At 54.0% G+C, this 13,293-nt stretch carries 10 protein-coding genes; 8 read left to right on the top strand and 2 right to left on the bottom strand.

Features of this window, described 5'->3' with window-relative positions; all coding sequences use genetic code 11:
- Positions 1 to 125: 125 nt before the first annotated feature.
- Entirely contained in the window at positions 126 to 1,688 is a 1,563-nt protein-coding gene (locus tag AQS70_RS17855) for a glycoside hydrolase family 17 protein (protein ID WP_055104081.1), read from the bottom strand.
- A 282-nt stretch (positions 1,689 to 1,970) separates the two neighbouring features.
- Here AQS70_RS17855 and AQS70_RS17850 point away from each other — a divergent pair, with 282 nt between their 5' ends.
- The 3 genes from AQS70_RS17850 (at position 1,971) to AQS70_RS17840 (ending at position 5,014) form a co-directional block, all read left to right on the top strand.
- On the top strand, positions 1,971 to 2,825 hold the full coding sequence (locus tag AQS70_RS17850) for a glycine betaine ABC transporter substrate-binding protein (protein WP_055104080.1): 855 nt from the start codon (positions 1,971 to 1,973) through the stop codon (positions 2,823 to 2,825).
- Positions 2,826 to 3,047: 222 nt separating this feature from the next.
- Positions 3,048 to 3,359, top strand: a complete 312-nt coding sequence (locus AQS70_RS17845; protein ID WP_055104079.1) for a DUF485 domain-containing protein — start codon at positions 3,048 to 3,050, stop codon at positions 3,357 to 3,359.
- Entirely contained in the window at positions 3,356 to 5,014 is a 1,659-nt protein-coding gene (locus AQS70_RS17840) for a cation acetate symporter (protein WP_055104078.1), read from the top strand. Before AQS70_RS17845 ends, AQS70_RS17840 begins: the two co-directional genes overlap by 4 nt.
- 305 nt (positions 5,015 to 5,319) lie before the next feature.
- Here the strand turns inward: AQS70_RS17840 and gltA are convergent, their stop codons facing one another.
- Positions 5,320 to 6,609: a citrate synthase gene (gene gltA, locus AQS70_RS17835; RefSeq protein WP_055104077.1), complete on the bottom strand. Its 1,290-nt coding sequence runs from the start codon at positions 6,607 to 6,609 to the stop codon at positions 5,320 to 5,322.
- A 350-nt stretch (positions 6,610 to 6,959) separates the two neighbouring features.
- On the opposite strand from gltA, the gene sdhC reads away from it, so the two are divergent.
- The 5 genes from sdhC (at position 6,960) to AQS70_RS17810 (ending at position 13,291) form a co-directional block, all read left to right on the top strand.
- Positions 6,960 to 7,346 carry a succinate dehydrogenase, cytochrome b556 subunit gene (gene sdhC / locus AQS70_RS17830; RefSeq protein ID WP_019408939.1) on the top strand — a complete coding sequence of 129 codons (387 nt, stop codon included), beginning with the start codon at positions 6,960 to 6,962 and terminating at the stop codon, positions 7,344 to 7,346.
- The gene (sdhD, locus tag AQS70_RS17825; protein WP_003446906.1) at positions 7,340 to 7,708 is read left to right on the top strand and encodes a succinate dehydrogenase, hydrophobic membrane anchor protein; all 369 of its coding nucleotides are present in this window, start codon (positions 7,340 to 7,342) and stop codon (positions 7,706 to 7,708) included. Before sdhC ends, sdhD begins: the two co-directional genes overlap by 7 nt.
- 3 nt (positions 7,709 to 7,711) lie before the next feature.
- Complete coding sequence (gene sdhA / locus AQS70_RS17820; protein ID WP_055104076.1) at positions 7,712 to 9,487, top strand: succinate dehydrogenase flavoprotein subunit; 1,776 nt, start codon at positions 7,712 to 7,714, stop codon at positions 9,485 to 9,487.
- Positions 9,488 to 9,498: 11 nt separating this feature from the next.
- The gene (locus AQS70_RS17815) at positions 9,499 to 10,203 is read left to right on the top strand and encodes a succinate dehydrogenase iron-sulfur subunit (protein ID WP_055104075.1); all 705 of its coding nucleotides are present in this window, start codon (positions 9,499 to 9,501) and stop codon (positions 10,201 to 10,203) included.
- Between the two features lie 256 nt (positions 10,204 to 10,459).
- Positions 10,460 to 13,291, top strand: a complete 2,832-nt coding sequence (locus AQS70_RS17810) for a 2-oxoglutarate dehydrogenase E1 component (protein ID WP_055104074.1) — start codon at positions 10,460 to 10,462, stop codon at positions 13,289 to 13,291.
- The last annotated feature ends 2 nt before the right edge of the window (positions 13,292 to 13,293 follow it).

Here is a 13,293-nt window from a genome sequence, read left to right as displayed (position 1 = left end):
CAGCTCCTACGGGGGGGGGTGTGGGTGGCGACCAACTCTGTCTGTTGGAGCTGCCGCAGGCTGCGGTCTTTTGATCTTTTGATCTTTTGATCTTTTGATCTTTTAAAAGATCGCTAACTCCTGCATTAAGATGATCGGCGGGGAGATAGGCGCACGCTGCGCCATAATGCAGCCACCATTAAAACGCTTACTAACGCCCAGGCCCATGCTTGTTGGTTGTTTAGACCCTCGCGGTACAGTTGTAGCGGTACTCCCACTGCGATAATCACAGCCAACAGGCTGAGTTCACGTCGCGGCCCGCTCACCGGTCGTAGCAGGTAGATCAAGGCTGGCAAGACCAAGGCCGCGCTTGGGAAGCTGCGATAGCGGGGCTCAAACACTAAGCCCAGCATCATGACTGCCCCAGCAAACCCCGCGGCCATGAGCCACCAGCCAGCGCGACGTTCGAGGGCGTTAAACAGGCGTTGACGCCAGCCCTCTTTCTGCCCCAATGCCAAAGCGCCTTGAGCAAGCACAATCAGGTTAAGCGCCAGCAGCAAGCCAGCCCATGTCCATTCCCCGGCGAAGCGGCTCGTCACCGCTGCCAGTTCGGCCCACGCCACCAGGCTGCATCCCGCCACGGCGCCAAGTGCTGGTAGTAATAAAGCTGTGCGCGTGTTGTGAACACGTCCACCGATGATCAAGGTGGCAGCAAACAGCGCTATCCCTATGCCTAGCCAAGCAGGCCAGTGGGGCAGGTTCGTCACGGGGCCTGCGAGAATGCCTTTATCCTGGCGGTCAGCATCGAATAGCCCCCAATACCCGCCCACGGCACCTTCACTGGCGCGCTTCCAAGGTTGATCAAAGGCTTCGATGAGGTTGTATTTCCAACCATTTTGCTCTGCCAATGAGACCACGCCGCGTATAAATTTGGCTTCGTTGACTCGGCTCGGTAAAGCCGTTTCGCGTTGGCGGCCTTCACTTGGCCAACCTGTTTCGCCGATCAAAATGTCTTTAGGGGCGAATTTTTCACCAAACTCTTGGCGAACCTGGGCGACATGCTTAACCGCTTGGTCGATACCCGCCGGGTCATCTTCCCAATAAGGCAGTAGATGAATAGTAATGAAGTCTACCGCCGGAGCTATTTCTGGATGTTGCTGCCAGAACTCCCAAACATCTGCGTAGGTGACAGGTTGTTTGATATGGCTTTTAACTTGATTGATCAACTCGACCAGTTGGGGCGCTGTGATTTCTTTGCGCAGTAAGGTTTCGTTGCCAACAATGACTGAGCTGACGACATCTGGGTTGGCATTGGCATTGGCGATAAGTGCAGTTATTTCTTTTTGTGTGTCGGTTTGGTTGCCGTTCACCCAAGCGCCACTCATGATTTTCAAGCCATGCTTACGAGCCAGCTCTGGGAGTGCTTCGAGCCCGGTTTGCGAGTATGTGCGAATACACTCAAAGCGAGTCGCGAGTAATGCCAGATCGGCATCCATACGGTCTACGCGGGGCACGAAAGGCTGATCGAAGGGGGATTGGTCTTTGTCGAAAGGTGTGTAAGACGCACATTGCAGCTTATGGGTGGGTGTTGCAGCATCGGGAAGTATGACGGGCTGGCCCAGGCCGTACCAATATCCGGCAACTGTAAATACGCCCAGCAAGCAGGCGAAGAGGTAGGGCAACACAGGAAATCGGGCAGTCGCAGACATGGTCAGGCCGTATGAAGACAAAGCCGCGCATATTACCTGCAATTAGAGGCGCTTAGCGGCTGCGTATAATTTTGTCATGCAAAGTTTGCAAACTTGTCTGGACAAAGTGCTTTCAGCTCTCGGTCGATGTCGCGGATGGATGCTTGGGCGTCGTCGTCAGAGCAGGCCGCTCAGTGGGTGAAGTCGATTATCAGGGGTGTGTTATGTCGTGGTGTTTGTAACCCCCCTGAAATTCTGATGTGGTCCGGCACTCGTCGGGCCCGGCACAGCGAGGAACCATAGATGAAGATGCGACGACTCTTGAGTACAGGAGCTGCCTTGGTGCTGGCGATGAGTGCGGGTTTAGCGGTTGCTGAGAGCAAACCGACCCTCAATATTGGCTATGTCGACGGTTGGTCCGACAGCGTGGCCACAACTTTTGTGGCAGCGGAGGTCATTAAGCAAAAGTTGGGTTATGAGGTAAAACTGATGCCGGTAGCCACGGGCATCATGTGGCAGGGCGTGGCCACTGGAAAGCTTGATGCGATGCTGTCTGCTTGGCTGCCTGTCACTCATGGCGAGTATTGGGCGAAGAATAAAGACAAAGTGGTTGATTTTGGTCCTAACTTTACCGATGCCAAAATTGGTTTGATTGTGCCGGAGTATGTGCAGGCCAAGTCGATTGCTGATTTAAAAGACGATAAAGGCTTTAAAAACAAAATTGTGGGTATTGATGCAGGCTCTGGTGTGATGTTGAAAGCGGATGAAGCCATCAAGGACTACGGCCTGGACTACAAGTTACAAGCCAGTTCTGGCGCTGCCATGACCTCTGAGCTTGGGCGCGCTTACGCTAAAAACGAACCGATAGTGGTGACAGGCTGGGTGCCGCATTGGATGTTCGCGAAATGGAAGTTGCGATTCCTCGACGATCCTAAAGGCGTATTTGGCGCTGCAGAAACAGTCAATAGCGTTGGTAGCAAGGAGCTTGAAAAGAAAGCGCCTGAAGTAGGGGCTTTCTTGAAGAGGTTTTCTTGGAACTCCAAAGACGAAATTGGTGAGGTTATGTTGGCGATCCAAGAGGGTGCCAAGCCTGAAGCGGCTGCTAAAGAATGGGTCGCTAAACACCCTGAACGAGTGGCTGAGTGGACGGCTGAATAAACGCAACGCGTCTAGCTCGCTGTACACAGAACCGCCCGAGTTTTTAATCGGGCGGTTTTTCTATTTTTGGTGCTGGCACAATGCTGTTGTTTTTCGCGAAAGCTAGAGGGCACGGGGGCTACAGGGGAGGTTGCTTCTACTACTAAAGTCGTCTGGCTTAGAAGTTCAAGCGCCCTAATAGTGAAACCGTTACATCTCTTCTGTGCTGCGAGGACAAAAATAATGAACGACAGCATTTACCTCTCGATTCAAAACAGCCCGCGTTTCAAGGAGCTGGTCAAAAAAAGGGAGCGGTTCGCCTGGATTCTATCCGCGATCATGCTCGGCTTATATGCTGGTTTTATTCTGTTGATTGCATACGGGTCGCACATCATGGGGACCAAGTTGTACGCCGGTTCCTCCATCACCTGGGGAATACCGATTGGAATAGGGTTGATTCTTTCTGCCTTTGTTCTAACGGCTATTTATATTCGCCGGGCCAATGGTGAGTTTGATGACCTGAACAATGCAATCCTGAAGGAGGCTCAGCAATGATCCGGCGTCTATTGGCAACACTGGGCATTGCTGCCTTGTCTCAGGGCGCCTGGGCGGCCGACGCCTTGACGGGCGAGGTTCAAAAACAACCGCTAAACGTAGCTGCAATCATCATGTTTCTGGCGTTTGTTGGCGCCACCCTCTGCATTACTTACTGGGCGTCCAAGCGCAATAAATCGGCAGCGGATTACTATGCCGCAGGCGGCAAAATCACCGGCTTTCAGAATGGTCTAGCGATTGCGGGCGACTATATGTCTGCCGCGTCTTTTCTGGGGATTTCCGCGCTGGTGTACACCTCTGGCTACGACGGCTTGATCTACTCGATTGGCTTCTTGGTGGGCTGGCCGATCATTCTGTTCTTGATCGCAGAGCGCCTGCGTAACTTGGGCAAATACACATTTGCGGATGTGGCTTCGTACCGTTTAGGGCAAACCCAGATCCGTTCGCTGTCAGCGTGCGGTTCGCTGGTGGTTGTAGCGTTTTATCTGATCGCGCAAATGGTGGGGGCGGGCAAGCTGATTCAGCTGCTGTTCGGCCTTGACTACCACATTGCAGTGATCTTGGTAGGGATCCTCATGTGTCTGTACGTGTTGTTCGGCGGCATGCTGGCAACCACATGGGTACAAATCATCAAAGCGGTGTTGCTGCTGTCCGGTGCCACGTTTATGGCTGTGATGGTGATGAAGCACGTTAACTTTGACTTCAACTCGCTGTTTGCTGAAGCCGTCAAGATTAACCCGAAAGGCGAAGCCATCATGAGCCCGGGCGGGCTGGTGAAGGATCCTATTTCGGCCTTCTCGCTGGGTCTGGCGTTGATGTTTGGTACGGCGGGTCTGCCGCACATCTTGATGCGCTTCTTCACTGTGAGTGATGCTAAAGAAGCGCGTAAAAGCGTGCTGTATGCGACTGGCTTTATTGGCTACTTCTACATCCTGACGTTCATTATCGGTTTCGGTGCAATCATTCTGGTTAGCACGAACCCTGCTTTCAAAGACGCAGCAGGCGGTTTGCTGGGCGGCAATAACATGGCCGCAGTGCATTTGGCTGACGCAGTGGGCGGAAGCATATTCTTGGGCTTTATATCTGCGGTGGCCTTCGCGACGATTCTTGCGGTGGTTGCAGGCTTGACGTTGGCGGGAGCTTCGGCGGTGTCTCACGACCTGTACGCCAGCGTGTTCAAGAAAGGCAAGGCTAACGACAAGGACGAAATTCGCGTTTCCAAGATTACGACGATCGCTTTGGGTGCACTGGCGATTGGCTTGGGTATTTTGTTCGAAAGCCAGAACATCGCGTTTATGGTCGGCTTGGCGTTCTCTATTGCGGCGAGCTGTAACTTCCCAGTACTGCTGCTTTCGATGTACTGGAAAAACCTCACTACGCGCGGCGCGATGATCGGGGGCTGGTTGGGATTGATCAGCGCGGTTGGCCTAATGATTCTGGGGCCAACCATCTGGGTGCAGATTCTGCATCATGAAAAAGCGATCTTCCCTTACGAGTATCCAGCCTTGTTCTCCATGATCATTGCGTTCGTGGGTATCTGGTTCTTCTCGGTGACTGACAAATCCAAGTCGGCTGCCAAAGAGCGTGCGTTGTTCTTCCCGCAGTTTGTGCGTTCGCAAACGGGTCTTGGGGCGAGCGGGGCAGTGGATCATTAAGGCGGCAAGTTTTTAGCTGCAAGTTGCACGTTAAATCAAATCCCCCTGTCGTAAGGCAGGGGGATTTTTTATGGCTGTGAGGTATGCCTCGTCAGCAACTACAGCACCGTCTGTAGCAACTATGATCTCAAGCCCACTGCGTGCCAGCATCGGTGAAGATCACAAAGATCGCAGCCTTCGGCAGCTCCAAAAGTAGATGGCATAAAGATCAAAAGATCGTGTTTGCTGCGCACAAAAAAATACGACCTCTATGCAATAGAGGCCGTATCAGTTGCAGCTAAGACGCTATCGTGGAATCAATGGTCTTATTTGCGATCTTCAAGCTTGGTGAGGTCACGCGACTCGTAGCCGGTGTACAACTGGCGTGGGCGGCCAATCTTGTACGGGCTGGAGAGCATTTCTTTCCAGTGCGAGATCCAGCCGACAGTCCGCGATAGCGCGAAGATGACGGTGAACATGCTGGTCGGAATGCCGATTGCCTTGAGGATGATCCCCGAGTAGAAGTCGACGTTCGGGTACAGCGAGCGCTCAATGAAGTACGGATCGGTGAGCGCGATCTCTTCCAGACGCATGGCCAGCTCAAGTTGTGGATCGTTTTTGATCCCCAGCTCTTTAAGCACTTCGTCGCAGGTCTGTTTCATGACTGTGGCGCGTGGATCGCGGTTTTTGTAAACGCGGTGACCAAAGCCCATCAGTTTGAAAGGATCGTTTTTGTCCTTGGCCTTGGCGATAAAAGTATCGATGTTGGAGACATCGCCAATTTCGTCGAGCATGGTCAGAACAGCTTCGTTGGCGCCGCCGTGGGCAGGGCCCCACAGTGCCGCGATGCCGGCAGCGATACAGGCGAACGGGTTGGCGCCTGAAGAGCCTGCCAGACGCACGGTGGACGTTGAAGCGTTTTGCTCATGGTCGGCGTGCAGGATAAAGATCTTATCCATGGCTTTAGCCAGCACCGGGCTGATCGGTTTGATCTCGCACGGCGTGTTGAACATCATGTGTAGGAAGTTTTCGGCGTAGTTCAGGTCGTTACGCGGGTACATCATGGGTTGACCCATGGAGTACTTGTAAACCATCGCGGCCAAAGTTGGCATCTTGGCAACCAAGCGGATCGCGGAGATTTCACGATGCTGCGGGTTATTGATGTCTAGGGAGTCGTGATAGAAGGCCGAGAGCGCGCCGACTACACCGCACATGACGGCCATCGGGTGGGCGTCACGACGGAAGCCGTTGAAGAAAGTCTTCAACTGCTCGTGAACCATGGTGTGGTTCTTGACGTTGCTGACAAACTTAGCTTTCTGTTCTACGGTCGGCAGCTCACCGTTTAACAGCAGGTAAGCAGTTTCGAGGTAGTCAGAGTGTTCAGCCAGTTGTTCAATCGGGTAGCCGCGGTGAAGCAGAATACCGTTGTCACCATCAATATAGGTGATCTTCGATTCGCAAGATGCGGTCGACATGAAGCCTGGGTCAAATGTGAATCGGCCCGTGGCGGTTAAGCCTCGCACATCGATTACATCGGGACCAACGGTGCCAGTTAAAATGGGCAGCTCGACGGGGGCAGCGCCCTCGATGATCAACTGCGCTTTTTTGTCAGCCATGTGGCCTCCTATTTATGCTTGAAATCATCAGACAGACCCCCCACGCAGGGCCCGCACCACTATAGTTAGATAAATTTGAATGTCAATTTGCCTAAAGTCTTGCTGTACAAGGCTTTCAGGAGTCATTTTTCTCGAATATCCCCGCCGTTTACGCCTTTTATGCCAAGAGTGCAATGCTCTATTAGAGGGAGGTGATTGCGTTGTCATTAGTAACCTAACTGTCTATACTCGGCAGCCGACCGCCAGAGGCTTTTGGGCCTGTTTAGATGGGGGTCGTCACTCCCGGGTGGTGGGTACCTGACCAGTGCGCATCCCAACAAACTTGCCCTGATTGTTAGGGGCTCTTCAGTGTGAAAAAAGCCGTGAATAGCCAACGACCTGTAAACCTAGACCTAAGGACCATCAAACTCCCCATCACCGGCGTTACGTCGTTTCTGCACCGCGTATCGGGCATCATTCTTTTTCTCGGCCTGGGCTTCATGCTTTACGCATTGAGCAAATCGCTGGGTTCAGAAGAAGGTTTTGCTGAGGTGAAGGCATGCTTGACCAGCCCGCTGGCCAAGTTTATTGCATGGGGCCTGCTATCTGCCTTGCTGTATCACTTGGTTGCCGGTGTGCGCCACTTGATCATGGATATGGGTATCGGTGAGACGCTCGAGGGCGGCAAGCTGGGCTCGAAAATCGTAATCGTCATTTCCGTAGTGATGATTGTTCTGGCAGGAGTTTGGATATGGTAACCAGCGTTACGAACCTATCGCGTTCGGGCCTCTATGACTGGATGGCACAACGTGTGTCTGCGGTCGTTCTAGCGGCTTACTTCATCTTCCTGATCGGATACCTCGTTGCGAACCCTGGCATTGGCTACGCCCAATGGCACGAACTGTTCGCAAGCAACTGGATGCGTATCTTCAGCCTGTTGGCCCTGGTTGCCCTTGGCGCTCACGCCTGGGTCGGCATGTGGACCATCGCGACTGACTACCTGACGCCAATGGCGCTGGGCAAGTCCGCGACAGCAGTACGTTTCCTCTTCCAGGCAGTCTGCGGCGTTGCAATGTTCGCTTACTTCGTCTGGGGTGTGCAGATTCTTTGGGGTATCTGATTCATGGCTAACACAGTTAATACACTTTCGTTCGACGCCATTATCATTGGCGGCGGCGGTGCTGGCATGCGCGCTGCTTTGCAGCTGGCACAAGGCGGTCACAAGACCGCGGTAATCACTAAAGTTTTCCCAACTCGTTCCCATACCGTATCGGCTCAAGGTGGTATCACCTGCGCGATCGCATCTGCGGATCCAAACGATGACTGGCGCTGGCACATGTACGATACCGTTAAAGGTTCCGACTACATCGGTGACCAAGACGCTATCGAGTACATGTGTTCTGTAGGCCCAGAGGCCGTTTTTGAACTCGAGCACATGGGTCTGCCGTTCTCGCGTACTGAGCAAGGCCGTATCTACCAGCGTCCTTTCGGCGGTCAGTCCAAGGACTTTGGTAAAGGTGGCCAGGCTGCTCGTACGTGCGCTGCTGCTGACCGTACAGGTCACGCGTTGCTGCACACGCTGTATCAAGCCAACCTAAAAGCTGGCACCGTATTCCTGAACGAATACTACGGTGTGGATTTGGTAAAGAATGAAGAGGGTGCCTTTGTAGGCATGATCGTCATCTGCATCGAAACAGGCGAAACCTCCTACGTTCGCGCCAACGCGACCGTACTGGCGACTGGCGGTGCAGGCCGTATCTACTCTTCGACTACCAACGCCCTGATCAACACAGGTGACGGTATCGGCATGGCCCTGCGTGCAGGCGTGCCCGTACAAGACATCGAAATGTGGCAGTTCCACCCAACGGGTATCGCGGGTGCCGGTGTACTGGTAACTGAAGGTTGCCGTGGTGAAGGTGGATACCTGATCAACAAGCACGGCGAGCGTTTCATGGAGCGTTACGCTCCGAACGCTAAAGACCTTGCTGGTCGTGACGTTGTTGCTCGCTCGATGGTTAAAGAAATCATCGCGGGTAATGGTTGCGGTCCAGATGGCGACCACGTAATGCTGAAACTTGATCACTTGGGTGAAGAAGTTCTGCACAGCCGTCTGCCTGGTATCTGCGAACTGTCCAAAACCTTCGCACACGTTGATCCGGTACTGGCTCCAGTTCCAGTGGTTCCGACTTGCCACTATATGATGGGCGGCGTTGCCACCAACATTCATGGCCAGGCGATTACTCAGGACGCTGACGGCAATGATGCAATCATCCCGGGTCTGTTCGCAGTAGGTGAAGTGGCGTGCGTATCGGTTCACGGTGCAAACCGTCTGGGCGGCAACTCGTTGCTCGACTTGGTAGTGTTCGGTCGTGCTGCCGGTCTGTTCCTTGAACAAACTCTGAAAGAAGGCGTTGATTACGCGCGTCCGCGCCAGTCCGACATTGATGCTGCTCTGTCGCGTCTGGACGGTTTGAACTCGCGTACTGATGGCGAAGACGTCGCGACCTTGCGTAAAGAACTGCAAAGCTGCATGCAGAACTACTTCGGTGTATTCCGCACTGGCGAATACATGCAGAAGGGTATTGCTCAGTTGCAAGACCTGCGCACGCGCATTGCCAACGTGAAAATCAACGATAAGAGCCAAGCGTTTAACACGGCTCGTATCGAGGCGCTCGAGCTGCAAAACCTGCTCGAAGTGGCTGAAGCAACTGCAATCGCTGCTGAAACCCGTAAGGAATCGCGCGGTGCTCACGCCCGTGAAGACTTCGAAGATCGTGACGACGTTAACTGGCTGTGTCACACCCTGTACTTCCCGGGTGAGAAACGCGTCGCTAAACGTGCGGTGAACTTCTCGCCGAAAACCGTTCCGACCTTCCAGCCAATGGTTCGTACTTACTAAGGGTGGCCGATATGTTGAAAGTCAGTGTTTATCGCTACAACCCGGATCAGGACGCTGCGCCGTTCATGCAAGAATTCCAGGTCAATACCCACGGTAAAGATCTGATGGTGCTGGACGTATTGGCCCTGATCAAAGAGCAGGACGAAGGTTTTTCCTATCGTCGCTCTTGCCGTGAGGGTGTTTGCGGCTCCGACGGCATGAACATCAACGGTAAAAACGCCTTGGCGTGCGTAACGCCATTGTCTTCCGTTGTTAAAGGTAACAAGTTAGTCGTTCGTCCTCTGCCAGGTTTGCCGGTTATCCGTGACTTGGTCGTCGATATGAGCATCTTCTACAAGCAATACGAGAAGGTGAAGCCGTTCTTGCAGAACGATACTCCGGCCCCGGCCATTGAGCGTCTGCAATCTCCAGAAGAGCGTGAAAAACTCGATGGTCTGTATGAGTGCATCCTGTGCGCTTGCTGCTCGACCTCGTGCCCGTCCTTCTGGTGGAACCCAGACAAGTTCTTGGGCCCTGCTGCACTGCTGCAAGCCTATCGTTTCTTGGCTGATAGCCGTGACACCAAGACCAGCGAGCGTCTGGCTTCACTGGATGACCCGTTCAGCGTATTCCGCTGCCGCGGGATCATGAACTGCGTAAACGTGTGTCCGAAGGGCCTGAACCCGACTAAGGCCATCGGTCACGTGCGTAGCATGCTGCTGCATAGCGGCGTGTGATTCAAAGCAGTACTGTTACAACGCTGTAACCGTAGATGCTACGGCGCAGGCTTCAACCGGCGCCGTAGTTATAACCTGAGCAACAGCTCATAAGCTGCGGCTCTTATTTTGAAGAAATGAGACCAGCAGGGGCATCCGGGCTGGTACCCGGACTGTCAGCGTGACTCAAGTGGCTTGTTTTAGTCGCTGTATTCGGACTTTCTCAAGTGCTTTGGTGTTTTCGCCGATGGTGTCCCCTAACCGAGGGTGACCAAGCATGCAAGAAAGCGTGATGCAGCGCATGTGGAACAGCGGCTATCTTTCAGGTGGTAACGCTGCCTATGTGGAAGAGCTCTATGAGCTCTACCTGCACGACCCTAACGCTGTGCCAGAAGAATGGCGCACCAAATTTCAGACGTTGCCTACTGAGGGCAACTCTGCCAACGATGTTTCGCACTCCACAATCCGCGATCATTTCGTGCTGCTGGCAAAGAACCAGCGCCGCGCCCAACCGGTGTCTGCCGGTAGCGTGAGCAGTGAGCACGAGAAGAAGCAGGTTGAAGTGCTGCGATTGATCCAGGCCTATCGGATGCGCGGCCACCAAGCAGCCCAGCTTGATCCGCTGGGGCTGTGGCAGCGTCCTGCACCTGCAGACCTGTCGATCAATCATTACGGCTTGACCAATGCCGATCTTGATACGACCTTCCGTGCCGGCGACCTGTCCATCGGCAAAGAGGAAGCGAGCCTACGCGAAATTCTCGAAGCGTTGCAGCAGACATATTGCCGCACCATTGGCGCCGAGTTCACGCACATCGTCGATTCCGAGCAACGTCACTGGTTCCAGCAGCGTCTCGAAAGCGTACGTGGCCGTCCGACCTACTCAGCTGAAATCAAAAGCCACTTGCTTGAGCGCGTGACTGCAGCTGAAGGTTTGGAGAAGTACCTGGGCACCAAATACCCGGGTACCAAACGTTTCGGTCTGGAAGGCGGCGAGAGCTTGATTCCGTTGCTAGACGAACTCATTCAACGTTCGGGTAACTACGGCACCAAAGAAATCGTTATCGGCATGGCCCACCGTGGTCGTCTGAACGTGCTGGTCAATACCTTTGGTAAAAATCCGCGCGATCTGTTCGACGAGTTCGAAGGCAAGAAGAAGATCGAGCTGGGCTCCGGTGACGTTAAATATCACCAAGGCTTCTCGTCCAACGTCATGACCTCGGGTGGCGAAGTTCACCTGGCGATGGCATTTAACCCTTCCCACTTGGAAATCGTTTCTCCAGTGGTTGAAGGTTCGGTGCGTGCGCGTCAAGACCGTCGTAACGACTTGACGGGCGAAAAGGTTCTGCCAATTTCCATCCACGGTGACGCTGCATTCGCAGGTCAAGGCGTGGTCATGGAAACCTTCCAGATGTCGCAGACTCGCGGCTTCAAGACTGGTGGTACGGTTCACTTGGTGATCAATAACCAAGTCGGCTTCACCATCAGCAACCCGGAAGACTCCCGCTCTACCGAATACTGCACTGACGTCGCGAAAATGATTCAGGCGCCGATCCTCCATGTCAATGGTGATGATCCAGAAGCCGTATTGTTCGTGACCCAGTTGGCAATCGACTACCGCATGCAGTTTAAGCGTGACGTCGTGATCGACCTGTTCTGCTACCGCCGTCGCGGTCACAACGAGGCCGATGAGCCAAACGGTACTCAGCCGTTGATGTATCAGCAAATCGCCAAGCAGCGCACTACGCGTGAGCTGTATGCCGAGCGTCTGACCCAAGAAGCCGTGGTTGATGCAGACCGCGTTCAGTCTAAGATCGACGAATACCGCAACGCGCTGGACAACGGTCTGCATGTGGTGAAAAGTCTGGTCAAAGAGCCGAACAAAGAACTGTTCGTTGACTGGCGTCCTTATCTGGGCCACGCCTGGACAGCGCGTCACGACACGCGTTTTGATCTGAAAACCCTGCAAGAGCTGTCGGCCAAGCTGCTGGAGATTCCAGAAGGCTTCGTCATGCAGCGTCAGGTGTCGAAGATCTACGAAGACCGTCAAAAAATGCAAGCCGGCGGCCTGCCGATCAACTGGGGTTATGCCGAAACCATGGCATACGCGACCCTAGCGTTCGAAGGTCACCCTATTCGCATGACCGGTCAAGACATCGGCCGCGGTACGTTCTCGCACCGTCACGCTGTGTTGCACAACCAAAAAGACGCCAGCACCTACATTCCTCTGCAGCATCTGTACGAAGGTCAGCCTCGCTTTGACCTGTATGACTCGCTGCTGTCGGAAGAAGCCGTTCTGGCGTTTGAATACGGTTACTCGACCACCACGCCCAATGGCCTAGTGATCTGGGAAGCCCAATTCGGTGACTTTGCCAACGGTGCACAGGTTGTTATCGACCAGTTCATCACCAGCGGCGAGCATAAGTGGGGCCGTCTGTGCGGTCTGACCATGTTGTTGCCACACGGCTACGAAGGTCAGGGCCCAGAGCACTCCTCTGCACGTCTTGAGCGTTACCTGCAGTTGTGTGCCGAGCACAACATCCAGGTGTGTGTACCAACGACTCCAGCGCAGATCTACCACCTGCTGCGCCGTCAGGTTATCCGTCCGCTGCGCAAGCCGCTGGTCGTCCTGACACCGAAGTCGTTGCTGCGTCACAAATTGGCAGTCTCGACACTGGAAGATCTGGCCGAAGGTTCGTTCCAGACCGTTATTCCAGAAATCGATGCGCAAGATCCGGCCAACGTCGGTCGTATCGTGCTGTGTAGCGGCAAGGTCTACTACGACCTGTTGGAAAAACGCCGTGCCGAAGGTCGTGATGACATCGCCATCGTGCGTCTTGAGCAGCTGTACCCGTTCCCTGAGGACGACTTGATTGAAGTCCTGGCTCCGTACAAAAACGCCAAACACATTGTCTGGTGTCAGGAAGAGCCGATGAACCAGGGCGCTTGGTACTGCAGCCAGCATCACATGCGTCGCATCATCAGCGGTCATAACAAGTCTCTCGTGCTTGAGTACGCGGGCCGTGACGCTTCTGCTGCACCTGCTTGTGGTTACGCATCGATGCACGCTGAGCAACAGGCCAAACTGTTGCAAGATGCGTTCACTGTTTAACG

This window comes from Pseudomonas endophytica, assembly GCF_001411475.1.
GTDB classification, from domain to species: Bacteria; Pseudomonadota; Gammaproteobacteria; order Pseudomonadales; family Pseudomonadaceae; genus Aquipseudomonas; species Aquipseudomonas endophytica.
Note: the sequence above shows the minus strand (reverse complement) of the source record. Positions and strands in the feature narration are given on the sequence as shown.